The organism is Kitasatospora sp. NPDC043949 (assembly GCF_056435365.1).
In genome coordinates, this window is sequence record NZ_JBWKEQ010000004.1 from 94794 (window position 1) to 118536 (window position 23743).

Sequence of the window (23743 nt, forward strand, 5' to 3'; positions counted from 1 at the left end):
GTGGTGGGGCGAGCGGTGACGTGAGCAGCGATGTGAGCAGTGGCGCGAGCGGCGTCGTGTCGGCGGACCACGCCGAGGGGTACCGGGCGGGCCGGACGCTGCCGCTGCGGGTGGAGGCGATGCGCCAACTGCGGCGCCGCCGCACCCTGGTGATCGGCGCGGTGCTGGCCGCCCTGCCGTTCGTGATGCTGGCCGCGTTCCAGATCGGCGGCACCCCGAGCCGCCCCGACCGGACCACCTTCATCGACCTGGCCACCGCGTCCGGGCCCAACTTCGCCGCCACCATGCTGTTCGTGGGCACCGGCTTCCTGCTGGTCATCCCGGTGGCGCTGTTCTGCGGCGACACGGTCGCCTCCGAGGCGAGCTGGTCCTCGCTGCGCTACCTGCTGGCCGCGCCGGTGCCCCGGGCCCGGCTGCTGGCCCGCAAGTTCGCGGTCGGGCTGGCGTTCTCGGCGGTGGCGGTGGTGATGCTGCCGCTGATCGGGTTGGTCGTCGGCACCGCCGCGTACGGCTGGGGGGACCTCAAGCTGCCCACCGGGGCCAGCCTTTCGGCCGGGGAGGCGCTGCCCCGGCTGGCCGTCGCGGCGGCCTACGTGTTCCTCGCCGAGATCGTGATCGCCGCGCTGGCGTTCTGGCTCTCCACGGCGACGGACGCGCCGCTGGGCGCCGTCGGCGGGGCGGTGTTCGCGTCGATCATCACCGGGGTGCTGGACGCCGTCACGGCGCTGGGGGGCCTGCGGGAGTGGCTGCCCGCGCACTGGCAGTACGCCTGGGCGGACGCCCTGCAGCCGCAGTTGGAGTGGGGCGGCATGGTGCAGGGCGTCTCGCTGTCGCTGTCGTACGCGGCGGTGCTGCTCGCGCTGGCGTTCCGGGGGTTCGCGCGCAAGGACGTGGTGTCGTAGGGCCGTCGTGCTGCGGGCCCGCCGCGTGGGTGCGGCGGGCCCGGGGCGGGTGACAGGGGTGGATGTCCGGGGTGGGGCCCGGGGTGGGGTCAGGCGATCGGGGCGTTCGCGCGCTCGATCCGCTGGGTGCCGGTGCGGGTGCGGTAGGAGCGGGTCCAGCTGCTGGTCGCGTCCTTGCGGGTGCGGTCGGAGAGGACGTAGTAGTCCATCTGCGTCTGCTCGGGCGTGATGTCCAGGATCCCGTAGCCGTGCGAGTCCAGGTCGACCCACTTGACGTGCGGGTTGGCCGTCCTGATCGCGGTGCCGGCCGCCAGCGAGACGGTCTGCGGGGCGACCTTCAGCAGGTCGTCGACGTTGTCGGAGGTCACCGAGGTGACCACGAACTCGGTGGCGACACTGCCGGACAGCGGGTAGGTGGCGGCCTCGTTCGGGACGTCGGCGGCCCAGGCGGAGTGGATGTCGCCGGTCAGGAAGACGGTGTTGGTGATGCCGTTCGCCTTGAGGTGGCCGAGCAGCTCGCGGCGGTCGTGGGTGTAGCCGTCCCACTGGTCGGGGTTGACCGCCACGCCCTCGCCGGGCAGGCCGAGCAGCTTGGCCAGCGGGCGCAGCAGGTAGTCGGGCAGCGAGAGGAAGGCGACCGGGGAGATCATCACCTCGTTGCCGATCAGCCGCCAGGTGGTGTCGGAGGCGGACAACCCGGCCTTGAGCCAGTCCAGTTGGGCGCGGCCGGTGAGGGTGCGGTCGGCCGAGTCGACGGCACCGCTGCCCGTCTTCGCCTGCTGGGAGCGGAACGAGCGCTGGTCCATCAGGTGCAGGTCGGCGAGCTTGCCGTAGCGCAGGCGGCGGTAGGTGGTGCCGGCGATCGAGGGCCGGACCGGCATCCACTCGAAGTAGGCCTGCTTGGCGGCGGCCATCCGGTCGGCCCAGGCGCCCTCGGTGCCCGGGGTGTGGTTCTCGGCGCCGCCGGACCAGGCGTCGTTGGCGAACTCGTGGTCGTCCCAGATCGCGATGGTCGGGAGCTTGGCGTGCAGGGCCTGGAGGTCGTCGTCGGTCTTGTACTGGCCGTGCCTGGTGCGGTAGTCGGCGAGGGTGAGGATCTCGTGGGTGGGGGCGTGCGGGCGCACGACCGTGCCGCGGGCGCAGAACTCGCCGGTCTTGTACTCGTAGATGTAGTCGCCGAGGAAGAGGAAGGCGTCCAGGTCGCCGCGGGCGGCGAGGTGGCGGTAGGCGGAGAAGTAGCCGCCCTCCCAGTTGGCGCAGGAGGCGACGCCGAACCGCAGCCGGGAGAGGGCGGCGTCGGTGGCGGGGGTGGTGCGGGTGCGGCCGGTGGGGGAGGCGGCGGTGCCGGTACCGGCGGTGGCGGTGGCGGTGAAGCGGTACCAGTAGGGGGTGTCCGGGGTCAGGCCGCGGACGTCGGCCTTGACGGTGTGGTCGGCGACGGCGGTGGCGGTCACCGTGCCGCTCGCGACGACGCGGGTGAAGGCCTGGTCGGCGGCCAGCTCCCAGCGGACCTCGGTGTCGGGGCCGAGGCCCGAGCCGGGGACGGCCTCGGGGCGGGGCGTCACCCTGGTCCAGAGCAGGACGCCGTCGGGGAGGGGGTCGCCGGAGGCTATGCCGTGCAGGAAGCGGGGGGCGGCTTCGGGGGTTCCGGGGGCCTGGGCGGCTCCGGCGGCCTGGGCCGGCTCGGCGGCTTCGGCGGGGGTGGGGAGGGCGATCGGGAGGGCGGCGGTCGCGCCGGCGGCCAGCGCGCCGGCCTTCAGGACCTGGCGGCGGCGCGGGTGGGCGGGGGTCATGTCATGGACAAGATCGTTCACGTCCGGAAGGTTACCCGCTAGTAAAGCGTAGGTAAATCAGGTGACCTGACGACCCGTCGTGGAGGGGAAAGGGGCTGCGGTTCGGCGCGGGCGGGCCGGGGAAGTCGGGGCGGGCCGGCCGGGGAAGTCGGGTCGCCGGATCATGCGGGATCATGGGGGAGTACCCGCCCTCAGCTGCCGAAGGACCCCGACCGTGGCCCAGATCGTCCTCTTCCACTCCGCCCTCGGGCTGCGCCCCGCCGTCCACGCCGCCGCCGACCGGCTGCGCGCCGCCGGGCACACCGTGCACACCCCGGACCTGTACGACGGGCGGACCTTCGACGACATCGAGGCCGGACTGGCGTACCAGGAGGAGGTCGGCGGCAGCGAGGAACTGCTGCGCCGGGCCGTCACCGCCGCCGCTCCGCTGTCGGACGGCGGCCTGGTCTACGCGGGCTTCTCGCTCGGCGGCTCGCTCGCGCAGAACCTCGCCCTCGCCGACGACAAGGCCCGCGGCCTGCTGCTCCTGCACGGCACCTCCGACCTGCGCGAGGACGCGGCCACCGAGATCCCGGTGCAACTGCACGTCGCCGAGCCGGACCCGTTCGAGACCGAGGACTGGCTGAACGCCTGGTACCTGGGGATGCGGCGGGCCGGGGCCGACGTCGAGGTTCACCGCTACCGGGGCGCCGGGCACCTGTTCACCGACACCGAGCTGGCCGACTGCGACGCCGAGGCGGCGGAGCGGGCCTGGGCCATCGCGCTGGACTTCCTCGGCGAGCTGGATTCCTGACCGGGAGGTGAGGGGGTCGTCGGGGCGGCCGGTCAGCCGGCGAGCCCCGGCACCACCAGGCCGGACTCGTACGCGATCACCACGGCGTGGGTCCGGTTCTGCGCGCCGAGCTTGGTCAGCACGTTCCCGACGTGCGTCTTCACCGTCTCCAGGCTCACCCTGAGCGACTCCGCGATCTCCGGGTTGGACTGGCCCGTGGCCATCGACCGCAGCACCTCCTCCTCCCGCACCGTCAACGCCGCCCGGGGCAGCGCCTCGGCGGAGTCCAGCGGGCGGGCGGAGACCATCCGGCGCAGCGCCGCCGGGAAGAGGATCGCCTCCCCGGCCGCCGCCACCCGCACCGCCTCCGCGATCTGCCGTACCGGAAGCCGCTTCAGCACGAACCCGCTCGCCCCCGCGCTGAGCGCGGCGGTGACGTAGCCGTCGTTCTCGAAGGTGGTGATCACCACGACCTTCGGCGGCGCGGCCGACTCGGCCAGCAGCTGCCGGGTGGCCTCGATCCCGTTGCGGCGCGGCATCCGTACGTCCATCAGGACCACGTCCGGCCGCAGCCGCTGCGCCTGGTCGACCGCGTCGACGCCGTCGGACGCCTCCCCGACCACCGTGATCCCCGGCTGCACCGCGAGCAGGGTGCGCAGGCCGCTGCGGGTCACCTCGTCGTCGTCCGCGATCAGGAGGGTGACGGGGGCGTTGCCCGGGGCGTCGGTGGGGTCCGGGCCGGTCATGCCGACAACCGCACGGGCAACTGCACGGCCAGCCGCCAGGCCTGGGGCCCGTCCGGCCCGGCCTCGATCTCGCCGTGCAGCAGCCGGACCCGCTCGGCCAGGCCCGGCAGGCCGTGGCCGGACGTCGGGAAGGCGCCCTGGCGCGGACCCGTCCCGGTCCGGTTGACCACGCTGAGCTCCAGGGTGTCCGGCCCGGCCGCCACCCGGACCTCGATCGGGCCGCCGGCTCCGTGCCGCAGCGCGTTCGTCAGCCCCTCCTGGAGGATCCGGTACGCCGCTCGGGAGAGCGTCCCCTGCACCTGCGCCAGCTCGCCGGACAGCTCCGGCTCCACCACCGCGCCGGCGTGCCGCAACCGGTCCAGCAGCTCGGGCAGGTCGGCCAAGGTCCGGGCCGGGGCCGCCCCCGATTCCTCCTCGCGCAGCGCACCCAGCACGTAGTCCAGGTCCTCCAGGGCGGCCCGGGTCGACTCCTCGATGCTGCGCATGGCGGCCCGCGCCGCCACCGGGTCGGCGGAGAGCACCTCGCCCGCCACCGCCGCCTGGATCGTGGCCGCCGTCAGGGTGTGCCCGATCGAGTCGTGCAACTCGTGCGCCAGCCGGTTGCGTTCGGCCAGCCGGCGCTCCCGCTCCGCCGCCATCGCCAGCCGCTCGGCCGCCGACGGCCCCAGCAGCTTCGGGGCCAGACCGCGCAGGGCGCTCGCCACCGCCGCGCACACCACCGGCGCCAGCAGCAGGCAGGCCGCCGCCACCACCCAGCTCCAGACGCCCGTCACCTGCACCGACCGGTCGGGCCAGCTCAGCCGGGCATCACCGGAGACCCAGCCGCCCGGCAGGGCCACGGCCGCGCCGAGCAGGACGAGGCTCACCAGGCCCCCCACCCAGCCCAGCGCCACGTGCAGCAGCAGCCACAGCGGGGTGCGCCAGCGGTCGGTGCCGGGGGTGTCCGCCGCCCGGGTGTCGGACACCGGATCCGGCAGCGGCACCCGCAGCAGCCGGCGGGCGCCGCCGATCAGCACCCGCCGGGTGGTGCGGGCCAGCCCGACCACGGCGAGCAGCGCCGCCCAGGCCAGCAGGGTGAGCACCGCCCGTGCGAGGTAGGGGCCGGACGGCCAGGCCATCATCGGCAGCATCGCGAACGGCAGCAGCGGCAGGCTCGCCAGCGCGCCGAGGAAGGCGAACAGCACACCCGAGTACGTGGAGCCGCGCAGCAGCGGCCGGATTCCCCTGATCATGATCACCAGTATTGCGGCGCAGCTCGTGGGGGTCCTCCCCCGATCGGGGGAGCGTTCGTTCCGGCCTTCCGGCCTCGGTCCTTCCGGCCTCGGCGTTTCTGCTCCGGCGGGAAAGCTACGGCGAGGCGGCCCCGGAGGCATCGGCGCGGCCCCGGGTGAGCAGGCGGGTCGTGCTGCCGTCGTCCTCCGTGATGTCGCGGACGTGCCGGAAGCCGATCCTGCCCAGCAACGCCAGCGAAGCGAGGTTGGCGTCGGCGACCGTCGCGTGCACCTCGGCCAGCCCCAGGGCGGTGAAGCCGTAGTCGACGATCGCGGCCGCCAGTTCGGTGCCCAGGCCGCGGCCCCACGCCTCCGGGGCCAGCGCGTAGACGATCTCGAAGCCCTCGACCACGGTGGTGGGCTTGATCTCGGCGTGCCCGACGAGGCGGCCGTCGTGCCGCACGGCCCAGACGTCGAACCGGTTCGAGGCGTAGACCTGGGTGAAGACGCGGCCGAACAGGGCCCGGTCCTCGGCCTCGGACTGCGGGCCGTCGCCCATCCACCGGGACACCTGCCGGTTCTGGAACAGCGCCACGAAGTCCTCTTCGTCCGCGAGGACGTAGGGGTCGAGCAGCAGGCGCTCGGTACGCAGGGTCGGGGTCATGTCGGGCGACGGTACGGGGGCCGTCGCCCGCCCGGCAAGCGGCTTTCGGGAGGTTGGAGCACCGGTGGCGATCGCGGTCGAACGGGTGTCGGGGGCGGCGTCGTGGGGATCACATCGCGGGCTCCGAACGGACGGATATCATCCGGGAATGGTCAACCTTCGCACCCGCACGGTGGTTTTCGATCTCGACGGCACGCTCTGCTTCGACGGGCGGACGATCGACGGTCGGATCCTGACGGCGATCGGGGAGTGCGAGCGGGCCGGGTACCGGGTGGTCTTCGCGTCGGCCAGGCCGGTTCGGGACATGCTGCCGGTGCTCGACGGCGCCTTCCCGGCCGCGATGCTGATCGGCGGGAACGGGAGCCTGGTGTCGGTCGACGGGCAGGTGCGGGCCCGGGCCGTGTTCGAACCGGCGGTGCTGGGCGGGCTGATGGCGGCGGTCGCGCGCTACGAGGCGGGCTATCTCGCGGACGGGCCCTGGGACTACGCGTACACCGGGCCGGTGGACCACCCGATCCGGGGCCGCGTCGACCAGGGCGGCCTGGCGAGCCGGGTGGAGCTGGCCGAGCTGCCCGAGGTGGTGAAGTTCCTGGTCGTCGAGGCGTCGGACATGGCGGAACTCGCCGAGGCCGGCCGGGGGCTCGGGCTGATGGTGAACCACCACCTCGACGAGGCGATCATCGACTTCGCGCCCGGTTCCACGACGAAGTGGGAGGCCCTGACGTCGATGGGCATCGGCGCGTACGCGGCCTTCGGCAACGACATCAACGACTTCGACCTGTTGCGCAACGCCGAGCGGGCGGTGCGGGTCGGCACGCATTCCGGGCTGGACGGCGTCGCCCACGTCAGCGTCGCGGCCGAACCGGAGGCGGTGGCGGCCGAGATCGCGCTGCTGGCGCGGACGGCCGAGGACCGGTAGGGCGCCGGGGTGCCTGCCGCCACAGGTGCCTGATCCGGGCGGCCGCCTTCTGAACCAGCCTTGATCTCAAGGGCGGTTGAGGTTCTACGGTGGCCGTGTTCCGGTGATCGCTCGAAGGGGGCGAATGGACATGGCAGTCCGGGAGTACTCGCAGGAGGAGCTGGCCGCCCAGCCCATCGGCGCGTGGAGCGGTGAGGCGTGCCGGCGGGTGGTCGGGGCCCTCCGTGCGCAGTTGGCGGTGGAGGACCTCACGCAGCCGCACTGGTGGACGCTCAACCACGTGGCCGGAGATCCGGGCCGGTGGACCCGGGCGGCGTTGGTCGAGCGGCTGGCGAGGTACGAGGACCTCGGGATCGACTTCGGCGGCGTCTTCGACGACCTCGTCGCCCGGGGGTGGCTGACGGAGGAGGCGGGGGCCATGACGCTGACCGAGGCGGGGGAGGCCGGCCGCCTCCGGGCGCGGGAGCGCAATCTGCGGGTGCACCGGCAGACGCACGAGGGCATCGGCGCGGCCGAGTTCGCGACCACGATCGACGTCCTGCGTCGGATGGTCGCCAACCTGGGGGGCGACGGGAACCTGCCCGACTGAAGGGTGTCGAGGTGGCCGCAGCGCGGGAAGTCGGGTAGGTCGACTTCCTGCGCTGCTCTCATGTGACGCAGGTCACGTCGAACGCAGAACCTGCGCGCGGTCGCGGGCGTCTGGCTGGTGTGAGATCACGCAGGAGAGCACTGGACGAGCTGGACGAGGAACGCCTCGTCCGGCTGATCGCCAGAAGTGACCGCGCGGCGTTCGACGAGCTGTACCGGCGCACGTCGCCGTGGCTGGCGGTGCGGTTGCGCCGTCGCTGCGCGGACGAGCAGATCGTCGCCGAGGTCATGCAGGAGACCTATCTGGCGGTGTGGCGCGCGGCCGGCGCGTTCGCCGGGAGCGCCGTCGGCGGGACGGCCGTCGGGTGGCTGTGGACGATCGCGGCGCGCCGCCTCGTCGACGCCTTCCGCCGTCGTGCCCACCACGCCGAACCGCCGGCCGCCGCCGCCGAGCGGGCCGTGGTGCCCGCGGCGGAGGAGGAGGCGCTCGCCGGGACCGTCGGCGGCGACGTGGGCGACGCCCTGCGGCGGCTGGCGCCGGAACTCCGAGACGTACTACAGGCGACGGTGCTCGACGGGCTCTCCGTCCGGGAGACCGCCGTCCTGCTCAGACTGCCCGAAGGCACGGTCAAGACCCGTGCCCGCCGGGCCCGGATCGCGATGCGGGAGGCGCTGGCATGAACGCGGAACACGCGTCGAGGCGGCTGATCGACGACTACGCGCGTGGTGACACGGCGATGGCCGCGGACACGGTGTGGGCGCTGGAGGCCCACCTGGAGACGTGCGCGCCGTGCCGGAGCCTGCTGGCGGCCTCCGTGGCCACCGAGGCGCCCGGCGTCGCCGCGCTCGTCGACACCGTCCGGGCCGGTCTGGACGCGCAGTTGGGCGTGTCCGTCGGGGCGCCCCGGCGGCGGCACCGCCCGACGTGGGTGTCGGCCTGGCTGACACCGGCCATGACCCCGTGGCTGGCGATGACCGCCGTCGTCACCCTGGTGGCGCTGCTGCTGGACGTGGCCGCGCCGGCGAAGGTCTTCGGCGGCGCCTCGATGGTGGCGCTGATCGCGCCCGTGCTGCCGCTGTGCGGTGTCGCCGCATCGTGGTCGCGCGGTCTGGACCCGGCGTACGAACTGACCGCCTCGACCGCCCGGGCCGGCCTGGCCCTGCTGCTCAGGCGCACCACCGCGGTCCTCGTGGTGGTCGTGCCCGGGCTCCTGCTGGGGGGATGGCTGACCGGGAACACGACGGTCGCGCAGTGGCTGCTGCCCTCTCTGGCCTTCACCTCCACCGCCCTGGCGCTGGGCAGCGTGGTCGGCGTGACCCGCGCCGCCGTGGGGCTGGTGGCCGCGTGGGGCGCCGCCGTCGTGGTGCCCGCGTTCGTCACCGGCCGCATCCCCGCCGTCCTCGAACTCGCCCTGCACCGCGACCAGTTGCCCGTGTGGGGGCTGCTCCTCGCGCTCGGCATCTGCGCCGTGATCACCCGCAGGGACGCGTACTCAACGCTGTGAAACCCATGTCCACCCTGGAAAGGGACCATCGCATGACGTATACGGCGAGCGCGGCCGACACCGCGCCGAAGACCTACGCCTGGGAGATCCGGGCCAGCGGCCTGAGGGTGCGCGTCGGACGGAGCAAGATGGCCGTCGACGGGCTCGACCTGTCCCTGGGCATCGGCGCCCACGGGCTCCTCGGGCCCAACGGGGCGGGCAAGACCACCCTGATCCGGACGCTGGCCACCGTGCTGCGCCCCACCGAGGGCGAACTGGAGATGCTCGGCACCTCCCTGGGGGGCAGGGTGGGCGACCACCGGGCCCTGCGCCGCCAGATCGGCTACCTGCCGCAGGACTTCGGCTACTACAAGCGCTTCACGGTGCGCGAGTTCGTCGAGTACATGGCCTGGCTGAAGGAGGTGCCGAAGGCGGACATCCCCGGGGCCGTGCAACGGGCCGTGGAACGGGTGGGCCTGGCGGACCGCGCCGACCACCGGATGAAGACCCTGTCCGGCGGCATGGTGCGGCGGGCCGGCATCGCCCAGGCCATCGTCAACTCCCCCGCGGTGCTGCTGCTGGACGAGCCGACGGCCGGCCTGGACCCGGCGCAGCGGCTGCGCTTCCGCGAGCTGTTGCAGGACCTGGGCCGCGACACCTGCGTGGTCGTCTCCACCCACCTGGTCGAGGACGTCGCGGCCGCCTGCTCCGACGTGGTGCTGTTCGCCGACGGCCGCCTCGTCTTCCAGGGCACGCCGGACGAGTTGGGTGCGGCAGGCAGCCCCGACCACCCGGGCGACAGCCCCCTGGAGCGCGGCTACTCGGCGCTGCTCCGCAACTCCGGGCAGCAGGGGAGCGCCTGGTGAACGGACGTGTGCTGCGAACCGAACTGAAGCGCTCCGCCGCCCCGTGGGCCGGAGTCGTCGTCCTGGGCGGCAGCCTGGCGGTCTTCTTCCCGTTCGACGCGTTCTGGTGGCACGGCACCGCGGGGTGGACGGCCCAGTGGACCACCATGGCCATGTGGACCCGGTCCCTGTTGTCCTTCTGGTGGCCGTTCGTGGTCGGCATCGGGGCGGTGTACGGGCTGCGCGAACCCCGCTCGGGGATGACCGAGCTGCTGTCGACCACGCCGCTGCCGGCCTGGCGCCGTGCGGCGCTGCCGACCGGTGCGATCGCGCTCGCGCTGGCGGCGGGCTTCGGCCTGCTCGTCCTGGCGGGCGGAATCCAGGTGGCGCTCGGTCCGACCACCTACACCCCCCTCGGGTGGCTGCCGATCTCACTGGTGGCGGTACTGGCCCTGGTCGCGGGCGCCGTGTTCGGCATGGGTGTCGCGCGGGCGCTGCCCTCCGTCCTCACCCCGCCGGCGCTGGTGGTGGTCGTCCTCGTGGCGACGGGCCTGCTCCTGCGCGTGAACAGTGAAGGGGCGGTACCGACGGGCAGGGTGTCGAACCGCTTCGCCCAGCTGAACCCGGCGACCGCGGAGCCGCGGCAGATGCTGCTGACCCTGGCCGGCTCCGTCCACCTCGGCCAGACGCTCTGGCTGCTCGGCCTGCTCGCCACCGGCTTCGCGCTGCTGGTGGCCGTGACCCGCCGGGCCCGGCTGCTCGCGGTGACTCCCGTCCTGGCCGGCCTGGCCCTGGCCCTGCTGGTCATCCCGGCCGCTGCGCGCGACACCTACGTCGTCGACAAGGCCGCCGCGACGCTGGTGTGCGACGGGCCGGTGTGCGTGACGCAGGCGAGCCGTTCGCGCCTGGCCGAGCTCGCGTTGCGCAGCAAGGACGCGATGCGCGTGCTGCACGACGTCCTGGGCGACAAGGCGCCGACCTCGGTGCGCGAGGACACCGCGCTGCACGAGCTCGCCGAGGCGCGCGAACTCTCCGCAGACGTGCTGCTGGTCGACTTCAACGATCGGATGCTCGCCGACGCGACAGGTGAGAAGCTGACCCGCGCGCTGATCGGCAGGGGCCTGGCACCGAGCTGCTACCCGGACAACGACCGGGAGGGCGGGGGGAGCTACGACGTCCTCGGCCAGAGCCTCGCCGTGAGCTGGGCCCTCCACGACCCCCAGCTCCAACCGCTGAAGGAGAAGGGCACCGACGCGTACGCGATCAAGCTCTGGGCGGAGGCCGACGCCGCGTGGCAGAAGCTGATGGCGCTGCCACCGGCCGAGCAGCGCTCGCAGATCGTCGAGCTGCACGCCGCCGCCCTCTCCTGCGCGGGGTACAAGCAGATGCAGAAGCTGGCCGGGGAGGCGTCGCAGTGAGGTGGCTGATGCTGTACGCGCGTTCACGGCAGGTGCCCACGTCGGCCGCCGCGGTCACGTTCATCGCGCTGGTGGTGTGGGCCTTCAACCGGGGCGGCGGTACGGGTGCGGCGGATGCGGCGGACTCGATCAACCCGGTCGCGTACTTCGTGCTCGCCGCGGGCGTGGCGGCCGGCTCCGTCGGGCTCGGCGGGCAGGACCCCGCACTGGACAGGACGGCCGCGATCCGGTGGGCGCCCCGCCGGGCGGCGCACGCGCTGCTGATCGGCGCGGTCGCCGGTGCGGCGCTGCTGGCGGTCCAGGCGGCGGGGCCGAAGTTCGCCCCCACCGAGGTCGTCGTCCGGGACAGCGCGGGCCTGGTCGGCCTGGCCGGGCTCGGGGTGGTGCTGTGCGGGGCGCACCTCGCCTGGACCCTGCCGACCGGCTGGCTCGCGATCACCGTCCTCGTCCCGCCGATGCCGCCCAACGTCGTGGGGAAGTCGCTCGGCTGGATGGTCTACCCGGCCGGCACGGAGGCGTCCACCTGGGCCGCGGTGGCCTTGCTGGTGACCGGCGCCGGGGCCTACGCCCTGGCGGGACCGCGCAGGTAACGGGCCCGCCCCGCGCTCCGCTTCCCCTCGGCGAGTCGGGGGAGCGGAGCGCGGGGCGTTCTGCCGCGGACCGTCAGTCGCGGCTGCCCAGGGTGTCGTGCGAGACCTGCCAGAGCAGGGCGGCCGCCTCGGGGTCGAGGGCGTAGTCGGCGACGCCGCTGCGGGCGCTGAGTTCGCCGCGGACGGCTTCGTTGCAGTCCTCGAAGTAGCGGCCGCTGACGCCCGCCAGCAGCGGTGAGGCCGCGAGCAGGACGGAGGTCGCCGCGCCCTGCTCGGTGGTCTTCCACAGCAGCTCTGCGCCGTTGGCGGCCTGGGCGCGCAGCCGGTCGAGCTCCTCCTCGGAGACGTGGCGCTGGAGGGCGGTCCGGATGCCGCCGGGCATCAGGGCGTTGACGGTGATGCCGTCCGCCGCCCAGCGCTTGGCGGCCTCGACCGCGAACAGGACGTTGGCGGTCTTGGACTGGCCGTAGGCGGACCAGGGCTCGTAGGCGCGCTCGCGGAAGTGGATGTCCTCGAAGACGACCGGGGAGCGGTGGTGGGCGCTGGAGCTGACGGACACCACGCGGGCGCCGCCGTCCCGGGCCAGGGCCGCGTGCAGGCCGGTGGCCAGCGCGAAGTGCCCGAGGTGGTTGGTGGCGAACTGGAGCTCCCAGCCCTCCGGCGTGCGGAGCTCGGGCGAGGCCATCACGCCGGCGTTGTTGACCAGGATGTGCAGGGGCCCGTCCCAGGCGGCGACGAACGCGGCGACGGAGGCTTGGTCGGCGAGGTCCAGCGGCGCGACCCGGACGTCCTTGTTGCCGGTGGTCGCGGTGATGTCCTCGGCGGTGCGGGCGCCGGCGTCGAGGTTGCGGACCGCGAGGGTGACCTGCGCGCCCGCCGAGGCGAGGGCGCGTGCGGTCTCGACGCCGATGCCGGAGGCGCCGCCGGTGACGACGGCGCGGCGGCCGGTCAGGTCGGTGCCGGAGACGACCTCGGCGGCGGTGGACTCGGCGCCGAAGGGGGTGGTGAGGCGCGGGGTGTTGGCGTTCATGATCTTCCCGTCTGGCTGGGTGACCGGAGCTGGGGGTGCGCGGGAGGGGGCGGCCGGTAGAGTGGAAACCGGAGGGCCCTCCGCATGTCTCCAGGCTAAGCGGAGCATCCTCCGTTTGCAACCCGAGGAGGACCAGCCGTGACCACCGCCGACCCCCGGCCGCTGCGCGCCGACGCGCGCCGCAACCGCGACCGACTGATCGAAGTGGCCGCGCGGGCCTTCGCCCAGGACGGGCCGGACGCGACGCTCGGGGCGATCGCCAAGGAGGCCGGCGTGGGCATCGGCACCCTCTACCGGCACTTCGCCACCCGCGAGGAACTCGTCGAGGCGGTCTACCGCAGCGAACTCGCCAAGCTGTGCGACTCCGCCGCGGAACTGCTGGACGGCAGGGGGCCCGACGCCGCGCTGCGCGCCTGGATGGACGGCTTCGTCCGCTACATGACCACCAAGCGCGGGATGTCCGACGCGCTGCGCGCGCTCATAGCCTCCGGCAACGACCCCTTCTCGCACAGCCGCGCGATGCTGACCGCCGCGATCACCCAACTCCTGCGGGCCGGGGCCGAGTCGGGCGCGCTGCGCGCCGACGTCGAACCGGAGGACGTGCTGTTCAGCCTCAGCGGCCTGTCCATGGCCGCGACCACCCCCGAGCACCACGCCCGGATGGAACGCCTCCTCGACCTCCTGATGGACGGCCTGCGCTACCACGCCGCCTCCGGGCGGGGAGCCCGCTGAGAACGGCGAAGGGCGCCGTCCGTGCGGCCGGCGCCCTTCGCCGTGACTCCGGCCTGGCCTGATACGGGCCGGCCTGGCCTGGTCGGTCAGAGGAGCTGGAAGGACCACTCCTGCTTCCAGCCGCCCTCACAGCTCCACACCCCGAGCTGCTTGAAGTCGGAGTCGTGGGTGAGGCAGTCGTCGTCGCCGATCTGGATCCGGTACTTGCCGTTGCCGAGGCCGACGAACTCCCACTTCTGGTTGGAGGTGTTGCCCCACGCCTGCTGCTCGGCGACGTAGGTCTCGGGGTTCTCGGTGAGGTTGTACCCGAGGTCGTTGACGATCCGGTAGCGGTCCCCGCCCAGCGGCTTGATCGTCCAGGTGGACCCCTTGTACCCCAGGATCCCGCCCACGATCGGGGCGCCCCAGGTCGAGGTCTCGGTGGGGGCCGAGGCGCCCAGGCCGTTGGAGAGCTTCAGGAACAGCGGCCGCTCGGTCGGGACGGTCGGCTTGGTGTCCGGCTTCGGGTCCGGCTTCGGCTTGGGGTCCGGCTTGGGCTTGGGGTCCGGCTTCGTCGGGTTGGTCGGATCGGTCGGGGTGATCACGCCGCCGGACGCGGACTCCAGAACCCACGCCTGCTGCCAGCCCGACTTGCACGTCCACACGCCGAGCTGCTTGAAGTCGGCGTCGTGGGCGAGGCAGTCGTCGTCGGAGATCCGGATCTGGTACTTGCCGTTGCCGACTCCGACGAGCTCCCACTTCTGCTTCGAGGAGTTGCTCCACGGCTGGAGTTCGGCCATGTAGTTGCTGTTCTCGGTGAGTTCCAGCCCGTACGAGCTGGTGATCCGGTAGCGACCGCCGCCGACCGGGGTGAGCTTCCACTTGGACTCGTTGCCACCCCGGATCCCGGCGACGACCGACGCGCCGGCGGAGCCGTTGACCGGGACGGCACCCAGGCCGTTGTCGAGCTTCAGGGTCACGTCGGCGCCGTTGCTGCCGCCGCCTCCGCCGGGCGTGGGCGGGTTGGTGGTCGGCGGGGTGCCGCCCCAGGCCCAGTTCTGGTTGGGCGCGTCCCGCTTGTCCTCGGAGCCGCAGGCCCAGGCCGCCACGGTGCTGCCGTTGGCGGTCTGGCCGTTGAAGTCGTCGATGCAGACGTCCTTGGACCGGTCGTCCATGTCCGCCATGTGCCGGAAACCGCCGCTGGCCGACATGTTCCAGCGCTGACCGGGGATCTCCAGGCAGTCCCAGACCTGGAGCTTGGTCCCGTTCGCGGTCTTGTTGGCCTCCAGGTCGAGGCACTTGCCGTTGGCGGCCTGGAGCTTGTACCCGTTGTAGGTCCACTTCTGGGCGTCGCTGCCGTTGCACTCCCACATCTGCACGGGGGTGCCGTTCGCGTTGCCGTTGCCGTTGACGTCCAGGCAGGCGTGGTAGCCGGGGCTGGAGTCGGGGGTCAGGCTGCCGGTCCTGGTGCCGTAGCCGGACCGCGCGGGGAAGTGGATGGTGCGCACGTCGCCGTCGCACTTGTAGGGCCGTGCGGTGCCCGCCCGGCAGGTCCACGGCTCCTTCTTGACGGTGTCGCCGTCATTGCCGATGAACGCCCAGTTCATGTAACCGCCGTCGCCGCGGTTGCGGATGGTCGAGTCCCCCTGGAAGACCCAGATCCGGAATATGTCGTAGCCGGAGGGCTCCTTCTTCTCCTTGTCCATGAAATGGTTGAGCTTGTAGGTGGTGTCGATCAACACCCCCTTCATGTCGGACTTGTACTCGTTCTTGAACCACTCGGTGTCATACAGGTCGGTGCCCACGGTCTTGAACACCATGACGTTGAACCCGGGAAACTTCGCGCTCAACTTCGACGCGGTGCTCTGGGTGAACTCCGCGTTGTCCAGCTTGTTGAGGTTGGCGGCGTTGCGCATGAGCCTGATCGTGTCGAAGGCGGAGCCGATCAGCGCGGTCATGCAGTTGCCGCCGCCCACCGAGGCCGGGGTTCCGCAGGTCTTGTCCGCGTGGAGGGGTGACTCCGCGGCCTGGGCCTGCACGGTCAGGCCGGCGACCCCGGCGACTGCGGCGATTCCGCAGGCCAGAGCGCGTTTGAGGCGGGACAGGGGTTTCATGTCAGATCCATCTTTCTACTCGGCAAAGATGGATCGTAGACATCGGAATCCTCCGCCCCGCGACTCCATACGGAATCCATATGGCGAGATCGAGAGTCTTGACGCCTTTTTACGCCACCCCGGCCGGTGGGTTTTCGGATGAACCCGAATGCCGGATGACCCGTCAACCGGCTTCCGGTGGCGGAGGTGGAGTTCGGGGCATCAGGACATCGGGCGCCACCTGTCGGTGGGCAGAGTCTAGGGTGGGAGCCGCGGCCACGCCGGTGATCACCGGTGGCCGCAGCGGGGTTGCTGTAGCCCGTGTCATGACGACGAACGTGGATACCGAAGGTTGGAGGACCCGCGAAGTGTCAGCATCGCCAGAGTTCCGTGGCTTCGACTTGGTGCGGCGTGGTTACGAACGCCAGCAGGTCGACCTCTATCTCAGGGCCCTGTCCGAAGCCGGTTCGCCGCCACCCCCGCCGGCGTTCGAGATCGTGCGGCGGGGCTACGACCGTGAGCAGGTCGACGCGCGCATCGCGGACCTCCTGAGCGGCAGGGGCACCAAGGGCTAGACCCGAAGTCTCGGCTCCCGAAAGGGGCGAGGTGTCAGTCGGGCTGGATTCTCGGCAGGTCGGTCGAGACCAGTTCGGCAGCGCGCGCGGGGTCGCCGTCCGCGCGGGTGAGCAGCGCCTCGATGTCGTAGCCCGTCGGCTCCGAGGCGGCGTGGATGTCGAGGGAGCGGCCCCAGCCGCAGCGTTCCATCGAGACGGCGGCGTCCAGGTCGGGGCGGAGCCGGTGGAGCGTGCAGACCAGTTCCCAGGCGAAGGCGTCGAGGCGGGCCCGCCGGACCGGGTTGCAGGCGTTCACGGCGTCGGTGGTCCAGTCGTCTCCGGGCTCGTACTCCGGGAGGGGCGGCAGGAGTTCGGGGTCGTCCGTGATCGGCTCCGCGCTGAACGTGAGGGCGTGTGCGCCCTCGGGGCTGCCGATCAGTTCGGCGAGGAGCGGGACGACGCGGGGGTCGTGCCGACTGGCCAGTCCGTGGATCGCTTCCATGCGGGTCTCGTCGTGCTCGTCGGCCGTCCGCGCCCAGAGCGCGGCCCGGATCGCGGGGCTGTCCGCCGCGGACTGGACGCCGAGGGTGAACGTCGCCCAGTCGCGGACGTGCGGGTTCTGGTCCTGGGTCAGCCTGATGAGGGTGTGGATGTCCGGCCCGTCCGGCAGGCCGGTGAGGACCTCCGCGAACGAGCGGGCCACCCCCTCGCGGACCTCGGCGTCAGGATGCCCGGCGAGGGCGACGAGGACGGGGACGGCGCGCGGGTCGTGCGTCTGCTCGATCGCGCGCGCCAGGGCCCGCAGCACGTGGTCGTCGGTCTCCCGCTGCGCGAGGGCGACCAGTGCGGTGGCCGTCCCGGCGCGGGTTGCCTCGTGGTGATAGCTGGTGTCGCGCAGCAGGTCGCAGCCCGCTGTGCGCTCGATCGGATCGGTCGAACCGATCAGCTCCAGGCCGAGCGGCAGCGCCGCCTCGTCGGCGGCCGCCCGCCACAGCAGCGGTGAGTACTCGTTCCAGCCGTCGTGGTCGTCCGGATCGTCCGAGGCGGTGATGGCGCGCATTGCCGACAGTGCCCGCGTGACCAGTTCCGCCACGGTGTCCGTTTCCATGCGGGCATTCTGGTGCACGAAACCGCGAGTGCGCGCGGGAATTGTCGGCCCGACCGCGCTTCCGGTCCACGGACGCGTCGACGCCGGCGGGCGTGTGCGGGTGTCGCAGGTGCCCTCGGGAAGGATCTTGACGTGGTCATGAGCAGGGGTGATCATAGCGGAGCGCCGCGCAACGCCGATGTGCAAGAAGGTCGTTGAAGGCGCTCGGCCTGGGTCGTCAGGGGATTTCCCGGACAGGGCCCATCCCTTTCGAAGGGTCGGCGGTGCGGAAGCCGGCCGGCTGCGGAGTCGGCCTTGACGAAAGGGAGTTGGTGGACGTTACGAGGTTGTGGGTCCGTTGGTGCCGATCCGTTCGCTCGGTCGCGGCCTTCCCGGTGAGATGGTTCGGCCATGGCCGGGCTCCGGCCGCCGCCCCTCCGGTGGCGCCGATGCTGCTTGCCGCCGCCCGGAACAACTCGTCCTGGTGCGAGGCGATGTGTCGGGCGCACGGGTTCTCCGGAGAGATCTCCGACGTCGCGTGGGTGAATCTGAAGAAGAGTCTCACGTACTACCCGAACCTGGTGATCCTGAGCCCGTCGATGTCCGGCTCGGAGGTTCTCGACGTACTGCGGGAGGCGCCGCTGGGGCCGCTTTTCGTCAAGGACAGTTTCGCCAACGCCGACCTCCTCCCGGGGAACTATCGCATTCTCATCGAGGCGGAGTGGATCCACCGGCCGGCCGCAGCCGCGGCCCCGGCGCAGGTGGCGTCACGGGACGGCGCCGACCAGCGGTGGCGGCGTATCACCGGCACCGATGAGCTGCGGACGTGGGAGCGGGCATGGGCGGGCGGCGACACGTCGGTGAACACGTTCCCCGAAACCCTTCTGCTCGATGACGGCGTGATCTTCCTCGGGGGATTCTCGGGCGACGGCCTGGTGGCGGGAGCCGTGCTCCACCTGAGCCATGGTGTGGCGGGGGTGTCGAACGTCTTCGGACCCTCGGGGGAATCTTCCCGGACATGGGCCGGTCTCATCTCCTGTGCTCACGAAGAGGCACCGGGAATCGACCTGGTCGGGTACGAGCGGGACGCGGAGCTGGCGGCTGCCGAGGCAAACGGATTCTCGCCGTTGGGGCCGGTCCGGATATGGCAGCAGATCCCCGGAAGCCAGTAGATACCTGCCCGTCCCGCGCGGAGGGGTGCAGAAGAAGCCTGAAGAAGTCCGAAGAAGTCCACGGGGAGATCAGGAATGAATTCAACGACGGAAACAGAACTCGGCGGCGCGCGGAGAACCCTGCGTTTCACCATCCGCTATCTCAGCTATCCGATCCTCATGGTGCTGACACTCGGGGCATCCATCACCCTGGTCGACACCTCGTTCCCGCAGTGGGCCATCGTGCCGATGGTCACCCTCTTCGCCTCGGTGTACGTGGCCGTCCTGGAGCGGGTCCAGCCGTTCTACGAGGGCTGGAACCGCTCGCGCAAGGACGTCGTCTCGGACGCCACCTCCAGTCTGGTGGCCCTGCTGGTGGTCGCCCGGCTGATCGAGCCGCTGTTCCTCTCGGTCCTGTTCGCCGGATCCGTCCTGCTTTCCGAAGAGCTGGACAGCACATTGTGGCCGACGAGTTGGCCTCCCGTCGCCCAGGCCGCGCTGGCGCTCCTGGTGGGAGAGTTCTTCTACTACTGGATGCATCGCTGGATTCACGGTTCGCGGGTCTTCTGGCGCTTCCACGCGGTGCACCACAGCTCGGAGCGGCTCTACTGGCTCAACTCCGCCCGGTTCCACCCCATCGACTTCTTCCTCGACGACGTGGCGATCGTCTTCCCGCTGGCCCTGACCGGGTGGACGCTGCACAGCCTCTCCGGCCTGATCATCCTCCTCACCTTCTACAACTGCCACGGCGTCACCATGCACTCCAACATGGACGTCCGTCTGGGCCCGCTGAACTACCTGGTGCCCGGACCGGAAGGGCACCGTTGGCACCACTCCAGGGACCTGAGCGAAGCCAACAAGAACTTCGGCGGCAAGGTCGTCCTGTGGGATCTGCTGTTCGGGACCTTCTACCTGCCCGCTGACCGGATGCCGCCCGAGGACATCGGCCTGGCCGACCAGGTCCGGCTGCCGGACTCCTACCTCGGCCTGCTGCTGGCTCCCTTCCGCTGGTCCAAACTTCCGCTGCGCAAGGCCGAAGCGGCTTCCGGCGCCGTCCTGGTCGAGGAAAAGGCGGGCAGCGCCTGATCCCGCGGCGGGCGGCGCGTGAGCGGCACTGGGGAGCGGTGGTCGAACCCGCCGGCTTCGGCTGCTTGGCGGCGGGTGGTGGGTTGTTCCCCGTTGGTTGTTCGGCGCAGGAAGTCGGGCCGGCCGACTTCCTGCGCGTGGGGCGTCTCGCGATCCGTCACCTGTTCGGGGCCCCCGCAATGGCCGGTGCAAGAGGCCACTTGGGCCGGGGAAAACGCAACTTCGACAGGCGTCGCGGAGGCGGCTGCCTTCACCCCTGGTCCTCGGCGATCGCCCACGGTCGCACGGGAGTTCCACCGGCTGGGACTTCCGCTGGTCGTGACGGCGATGTCCAGTGACGGTCGAGCCGGGCCACGACAGGTGGAACCCGGCCGGGCAGGTCGGAACTACCGGAGACGTGTCGCCGTCCGGACGAAGTCGGCGACGGCCCTGGACCGGCTGTGCGGTGGCCAGGCGATCACGGTGGTGACCTTCGGCGCGTCCAGCACGGGCACGGCCGCGAGGTCACCGTGCAGTCGGGCTCGGCACGACTCCGGTGAGACCGCGCAAGCCCGGCCGAGCGCGACGAGCTGCAACAGCTGCGCGTGGTCGCGGACCTGGGGGCCGGGGCCGGGTGGGTAGGTGCCGTCGGGGTTGGGCCAGCGTGGCAGGGGCAGGCCCGGCAGCCCGGTGATGTCGGCCATGTGCACGTGGTCCCGGGCGGTGAGCGGATGCCCGGCCGGCAGGACCACCACCTGGCCCTCCGTGCCGAGTTCTTCGGTGTGGAGCCTGGCCGTCGAGTCGAACGGCCGGTGCAGCAGCGCCACGTCCGCCCGGCCTTCGAGCAGAAATCGTGCCTGCTCGGCCGGGCCGCACAGGATGACGTCGACGGGGACCGCGCCGGGTTCGGCGGCGTACGCGTCGAGGAGTTCCGCCAGCAGTTCGCTGGACGCGCTGGCCTTCGTGACCAGGACCAGGCCGGGGCGGCCGGTGGGGGAAGCGGCGGCGCGGCGGGTCCGACGCTCGGCGGCGTCGACCGCCTCCAGGGCCGCCCGGCCCTCGACCAGCAGGACCGAGCCGGCCTCCGTCAGCGTGACGGTGCGGCTGGTCCGATCCAGCAGCGCTGCCCCGAGCCGTCGTTCGAGCTGCTGGATCGCCCGTGACAGCGGCGGTTGCGCGATCCCGAGGCGCTGCGCGGCGCGCCCGAAGTGCAGCTCTTCAGCGACAGCGACGAAGTAGCGCAGTTCCCGGGTCTCCATCCGGCCACGGTACTCCGGATCAATACCCAGACGGTATCGGTTCCCACCCGATCGGTCTTGGACCCCGACCGGGGGCCGGCGGCAGCATGGCCCCATGAGCGAACGAACGACTGCGCTGGTCACCGGCGCGAACAAGGGAATCGGCTACGAGATTGCTGCGGGCCTGGGCGCCCTCGGCTGGAGCGTCGGCGTCGGCGCCCGCGACGACCAGCGCCGTGAGGCCGCGGTGGAGAGGCTGCGCGCCGCCGGCGTCGACGCGTTCGGCGTACCGCTGGACGTGACCGACGACGCGAGCGCGACCGCCGCCGCCCGGCTGATCGAGGAACGGGCCGGGCGCCTCGACGTGCTCGTCAACAACGCCGCCATCACCGGCGGCGTGCCCCAGGAGCCCACCCGGGTCGACCCCGCCACCATCCGGACGGTCGTGGAGACCAACGTGATCGGCGTCATCCGCGTCACCAACGCGATGATGCCGCTGCTGCGCCGCTCCGCCTCACCGCGGATCGTGAACATGTCCAGCAGCGTCGGCTCCCTCACCCGCCAGTCAGGAGCCGCTGCCGAGCAGACGGCGGGTCCGGTGGCCGTGGCGTACGCGCCGTCGAAGACGTTCCTGAACGCCGTCACCCTCCAGTACGCCCGGGAGTTGAGCGGCACGAACATCCTGATCAACGCGGGCTGCCCCGGCTACGTCGCGACCGACCTCAACGGCTTCCGCGGCGTGCGCACCCCCGAACAGGGCGCGGCGATCGCGATCAAGCTCGCGACCCTGCCCGACGACGGCCCGACCGGCCAGTTCTTCGAGGACGCCGGCGTAGTGCCCTGGTGATGCGCACGGCGGCCTCACCCGCCGGGGTGAGGCCGCCTCGCCCGCGCCATCCGGGGCTCCGTTGGTTGTTCGGCGCAGGAAGTCGGGCTGGCCGACTTCCTGCGTGATCGAAGGCGATCAGGGATCGCTTGACGGGTTGGCCGGTCTTGTCGTTGAACCAGATCGCGGCGGTGAGCGCCAGGACACACGCCAGGTGACGCTCGGTGAGGTCGTGCTCGAAGTCGTGGCCGTAGTAGTTCTTGTCGCCGATGATCGTCTGCCTCGGATGGGCGGCGACGACGTCGGGTGCGGCATCGAGCATGCCGTGCAGGGACTCGCGTTCGTCGGACTTCGCGCGGGTGAGTGCGAACAGGACCGGCAGTCCGCCCAGATCATGTGCTTGATCAGCTCGGATGCGTTGCGGAGCCGCTTGTTGTACCCGGACTGCTGGGGCAGGTGCGGGAACAGGCGGCGGAAGTCCGGCGAAGCCTTCAGCTGGTCGTCGATCCTTACGTGGAGCGCCGTTGCGAGGGTGTCCAATTCTGCCTTCGCACACCTACATTGGACGCCCTCGCGCCATCTCCGCAGACGATCCCTTGGACTCGGTTGGCGTGCGGTCAGTCGGGTGTCGGCGACTGTCCGGTCGAAGCCGAGGTTCTCCATCCCCCCTGCGGGGGATTTGAGTTGGACCTTGCGCATGATTCGGCGGGGCGGACCGCGGGACAGCATGGGGCCATGGTCACGTTTGGGACACCGACAGCCGCTGCGGCCTCCGAGAGTCAGTCTCCTGCCCGTTGGGTGGTCCGAGTCGCGCACATTGCGGCACTCACCGCGGTGCCGTCCGGGATCTGGCGGATCGCGATGGGGGTCGGCATGCCGGTGGGATTCAACACCACGGGATTGGACATCCCCGGCTGGTTCAGCGCCATGTGCATCGCGATGAGCTTGGGTACCGAAGGGCTCACATTGCTCACCCTTGGGCTGGTCAAGCCCTGGGGCGAGGTGGTGCCGGGCTGGATCCCGCTGATCGGAGGGAAGCGTGTCGCGCCGCTGGCGGCGGTGATTCCGGCGTTGCTCGGCGCGGCCGTTCTGATGCTGTTGACGATCCCCCGGGCGGGCGGCTTCGGAGGGGCACAGGGAGCCCCGACCGGGGCGGCGCTCGTCGTGATGGACGCCTGTTACGCCCCACTGCTGCTGTGGGGGCCGCTGCTCGCGGTCGTCACGATCTCCTACTACCGGCGGCGCCTGGACTGAGCAGGCGCAGTCAGCCTCGTTGCGGCCAACCCGGATCCCTTGGACTCATTCATCTAGACGTGGTGGTTGAACTCGCCGGCTTTGGCGGCCTGGAGGAAGGCGGCGAAGTGGGCGGGGGTGGTGGGGAGGGTGAGGTGGCCCTGGTCGGACTCGCGGAGTTCGACCAGACCGTCGGCGGTGCGGATCTCCACGCACTCGTTGTTCGCGGCGCTGTAGCTGGACTTTTGCCAGTTGGTGCCGGTCATCTGGGGCTCCGTTGGTTGTTCGGCGCAGGAAGTCGGGCTGGCCGACTTCCTGCGCTGTGGTGTGTCCAGTGCTGTGACCGGGATGGTCCGACGTGATCGGAAGGCGGCTCGCGGGGCGAGCGCACGCGCAACGGCTGGTATTACTGGGGCATGCAGGAAGAGACGGCACGCTCCGCGATCGACACGTTCATCTCCGCGTTCAACGCCTCGGACGACAGCTATGTGACTGCCCTGCTCTCCCAGGCCCTGACCTCAGACGTGGTCTTCTGGGGGCCGTTGGGTCGCAGCGAAGGAATCGCGGCGGTCGAGCAGTTCGTGCTGGACATCCGGCGCCACCCGGCGGGGGCCGGCACGATGGCGCGCTGCTCAGCGGTGGACATGCCTGGCGAGTGGGCCCGGTACCAGTGGGTCTTCACCACGCCGGATGGGGGCCCCCGCCTGGCGGGAACGGACGTCGTCCATCTGCGGCGGAGCCTCATCGACCAGGTCATCGTCTTCGCGGGGGAGATCGAGCCGTCCGCCTCCTGAGCCGTCCTTCTGCCGCTGTCCTTCTCGTG

At 71.8% G+C, this 23743-nt stretch carries 25 protein-coding genes and 1 pseudogene; 16 read left to right on the forward strand and 10 right to left on the reverse strand.

The features are described from left to right. Positions 1–20 precede the first annotated feature (20 nt). On the forward strand, positions 21–902 hold the full coding sequence (locus tag AC07AL_RS05440; protein ID WP_363582904.1) for an ABC transporter permease: 882 nt from the start codon (positions 21–23) through the stop codon (positions 900–902). An 89-nt stretch (positions 903–991) separates the two neighbouring features. Here AC07AL_RS05440 and AC07AL_RS05445 read toward each other — a convergent pair whose 3' ends face one another. Continuing rightward, positions 992–2695 (reverse strand): alkaline phosphatase D family protein, encoded by a 1704-nt coding sequence (locus tag AC07AL_RS05445; protein ID WP_478317022.1) that lies wholly within the window; start codon positions 2693–2695, stop codon positions 992–994. Between the two features lie 163 nt (positions 2696–2858). Here AC07AL_RS05445 and AC07AL_RS05450 point away from each other — a divergent pair, with 163 nt between their 5' ends. Then, positions 2859–3488, forward strand: coding sequence for a dienelactone hydrolase family protein (locus AC07AL_RS05450; protein WP_363582902.1), 630 nt, complete (start codon positions 2859–2861; stop codon positions 3486–3488). Between the two features lie 32 nt (positions 3489–3520). Here the strand turns inward: AC07AL_RS05450 and AC07AL_RS05455 are convergent, their stop codons facing one another. The 3 genes from AC07AL_RS05455 to AC07AL_RS05465 all read right to left on the reverse strand — a co-directional run bounded on the left by AC07AL_RS05455 (position 3521) and on the right by AC07AL_RS05465 (position 6088). Next, the gene (locus AC07AL_RS05455; RefSeq protein WP_363582900.1) at positions 3521–4213 is read right to left on the reverse strand and encodes a response regulator transcription factor; all 693 of its coding nucleotides are present in this window, start codon (positions 4211–4213) and stop codon (positions 3521–3523) included. Next, positions 4210–5445 carry a sensor histidine kinase gene (locus tag AC07AL_RS05460; RefSeq protein ID WP_363582898.1) on the reverse strand — a complete coding sequence of 412 codons (1236 nt, stop codon included), beginning with the start codon at positions 5443–5445 and terminating at the stop codon, positions 4210–4212. The genes AC07AL_RS05455 and AC07AL_RS05460 overlap by 4 nt, the downstream gene beginning before the upstream one ends. Positions 5446–5560: 115 nt before the next feature. Then, positions 5561–6088, reverse strand: a complete 528-nt coding sequence (locus AC07AL_RS05465; RefSeq protein ID WP_363582896.1) for a GNAT family N-acetyltransferase — start codon at positions 6086–6088, stop codon at positions 5561–5563. Between the two features lie 148 nt (positions 6089–6236). Between AC07AL_RS05465 and AC07AL_RS05470 the strand changes: the two genes are divergently transcribed. From AC07AL_RS05470 to AC07AL_RS05500, 7 genes are all read left to right on the forward strand, one after another. Next, positions 6237–7007 (forward strand): HAD family hydrolase, encoded by a 771-nt coding sequence (locus tag AC07AL_RS05470; RefSeq protein ID WP_363582894.1) that lies wholly within the window; start codon positions 6237–6239, stop codon positions 7005–7007. 124 nt (positions 7008–7131) lie between these two features. Further along, complete coding sequence (locus AC07AL_RS05475) at positions 7132–7596, forward strand: MarR family transcriptional regulator (RefSeq protein WP_363582892.1); 465 nt, start codon at positions 7132–7134, stop codon at positions 7594–7596. A gap of 119 nt (positions 7597–7715) precedes the next feature. Then, positions 7716–8276: an RNA polymerase sigma factor gene (locus AC07AL_RS05480; RefSeq protein ID WP_350884320.1), complete on the forward strand. Its 561-nt coding sequence runs from the start codon at positions 7716–7718 to the stop codon at positions 8274–8276. Continuing rightward, complete coding sequence (locus tag AC07AL_RS05485; protein ID WP_478316923.1) at positions 8273–9100, forward strand: zf-HC2 domain-containing protein; 828 nt, start codon at positions 8273–8275, stop codon at positions 9098–9100. The genes AC07AL_RS05480 and AC07AL_RS05485 overlap by 4 nt, the downstream gene beginning before the upstream one ends. A 32-nt stretch (positions 9101–9132) precedes the next feature. After that, entirely contained in the window at positions 9133–9945 is an 813-nt protein-coding gene (locus AC07AL_RS05490) for an ABC transporter ATP-binding protein (protein WP_350884316.1), read from the forward strand. After that, positions 9942–11342, forward strand: coding sequence for a hypothetical protein (locus AC07AL_RS05495; protein WP_363582888.1), 1401 nt, complete (start codon positions 9942–9944; stop codon positions 11340–11342). The genes AC07AL_RS05490 and AC07AL_RS05495 overlap by 4 nt, the downstream gene beginning before the upstream one ends. Further along, positions 11339–11932, forward strand: a complete 594-nt coding sequence (locus AC07AL_RS05500; RefSeq protein WP_363582886.1) for a hypothetical protein — start codon at positions 11339–11341, stop codon at positions 11930–11932. The genes AC07AL_RS05495 and AC07AL_RS05500 overlap by 4 nt, the downstream gene beginning before the upstream one ends. A gap of 73 nt (positions 11933–12005) precedes the next feature. Here the strand turns inward: AC07AL_RS05500 and AC07AL_RS05505 are convergent, their stop codons facing one another. Continuing rightward, positions 12006–12962 carry an SDR family NAD(P)-dependent oxidoreductase gene (locus tag AC07AL_RS05505; protein WP_363582884.1) on the reverse strand — a complete coding sequence of 319 codons (957 nt, stop codon included), beginning with the start codon at positions 12960–12962 and terminating at the stop codon, positions 12006–12008. Positions 12963–13100: 138 nt separating this feature from the next. Between AC07AL_RS05505 and AC07AL_RS05510 the strand changes: the two genes are divergently transcribed. Beyond that, positions 13101–13694, forward strand: coding sequence for a TetR/AcrR family transcriptional regulator (locus tag AC07AL_RS05510; RefSeq protein WP_363582882.1), 594 nt, complete (start codon positions 13101–13103; stop codon positions 13692–13694). A gap of 86 nt (positions 13695–13780) precedes the next feature. On the opposite strand, the gene AC07AL_RS05515 is transcribed toward AC07AL_RS05510, so the two are convergent. Beyond that, positions 13781–15787: a ricin-type beta-trefoil lectin domain protein gene (locus AC07AL_RS05515; RefSeq protein WP_363628761.1), complete on the reverse strand. Its 2007-nt coding sequence runs from the start codon at positions 15785–15787 to the stop codon at positions 13781–13783. 305 nt (positions 15788–16092) lie between these two features. Here AC07AL_RS05515 and AC07AL_RS05520 point away from each other — a divergent pair, with 305 nt between their 5' ends. Next, complete coding sequence (locus AC07AL_RS05520; RefSeq protein ID WP_363582878.1) at positions 16093–16341, forward strand: hypothetical protein; 249 nt, start codon at positions 16093–16095, stop codon at positions 16339–16341. Positions 16342–16375: 34 nt separating this feature from the next. On the opposite strand, the gene AC07AL_RS05525 is transcribed toward AC07AL_RS05520, so the two are convergent. Continuing rightward, entirely contained in the window at positions 16376–17428 is a 1053-nt protein-coding gene (locus AC07AL_RS05525) for a HEAT repeat domain-containing protein (RefSeq protein WP_363582876.1), read from the reverse strand. Positions 17429–17856: 428 nt separating this feature from the next. Between AC07AL_RS05525 and AC07AL_RS05530 the strand changes: the two genes are divergently transcribed. Both AC07AL_RS05530 and AC07AL_RS05535 read left to right on the forward strand, forming a co-directional pair. Beyond that, complete coding sequence (locus tag AC07AL_RS05530) at positions 17857–18579, forward strand: hypothetical protein (protein ID WP_400805684.1); 723 nt, start codon at positions 17857–17859, stop codon at positions 18577–18579. 75 nt (positions 18580–18654) lie between these two features. Next, positions 18655–19644: a sterol desaturase family protein gene (locus AC07AL_RS05535; RefSeq protein ID WP_478316926.1), complete on the forward strand. Its 990-nt coding sequence runs from the start codon at positions 18655–18657 to the stop codon at positions 19642–19644. A 386-nt stretch (positions 19645–20030) separates the two neighbouring features. Here the strand turns inward: AC07AL_RS05535 and AC07AL_RS05540 are convergent, their stop codons facing one another. Next, complete coding sequence (locus tag AC07AL_RS05540) at positions 20031–20882, reverse strand: LysR family transcriptional regulator (RefSeq protein ID WP_363618904.1); 852 nt, start codon at positions 20880–20882, stop codon at positions 20031–20033. Between the two features lie 94 nt (positions 20883–20976). On the opposite strand from AC07AL_RS05540, the gene AC07AL_RS05545 reads away from it, so the two are divergent. Continuing rightward, complete coding sequence (locus AC07AL_RS05545; RefSeq protein ID WP_478316928.1) at positions 20977–21708, forward strand: SDR family NAD(P)-dependent oxidoreductase; 732 nt, start codon at positions 20977–20979, stop codon at positions 21706–21708. 103 nt (positions 21709–21811) lie between these two features. Here AC07AL_RS05545 and AC07AL_RS05550 read toward each other — a convergent pair. Next, positions 21812–22350 (reverse strand): annotated as a pseudogene (locus AC07AL_RS05550) (hypothetical protein); the annotation flags it as partial. A 135-nt stretch (positions 22351–22485) separates the two neighbouring features. Between AC07AL_RS05550 and AC07AL_RS05555 the strand changes: the two are divergent. Continuing rightward, positions 22486–22941, forward strand: coding sequence for a hypothetical protein (locus tag AC07AL_RS05555; protein WP_400805688.1), 456 nt, complete (start codon positions 22486–22488; stop codon positions 22939–22941). A gap of 53 nt (positions 22942–22994) precedes the next feature. On the opposite strand, the gene AC07AL_RS05560 is transcribed toward AC07AL_RS05555, so the two are convergent. Beyond that, positions 22995–23186, reverse strand: a complete 192-nt coding sequence (locus AC07AL_RS05560; RefSeq protein WP_400987790.1) for a DUF397 domain-containing protein — start codon at positions 23184–23186, stop codon at positions 22995–22997. A gap of 150 nt (positions 23187–23336) precedes the next feature. Here AC07AL_RS05560 and AC07AL_RS05565 point away from each other — a divergent pair, with 150 nt between their 5' ends. Then, positions 23337–23714 (forward strand): nuclear transport factor 2 family protein, encoded by a 378-nt coding sequence (locus tag AC07AL_RS05565; RefSeq protein ID WP_363582862.1) that lies wholly within the window; start codon positions 23337–23339, stop codon positions 23712–23714. Positions 23715–23743: the final 29 nt, after the last annotated feature.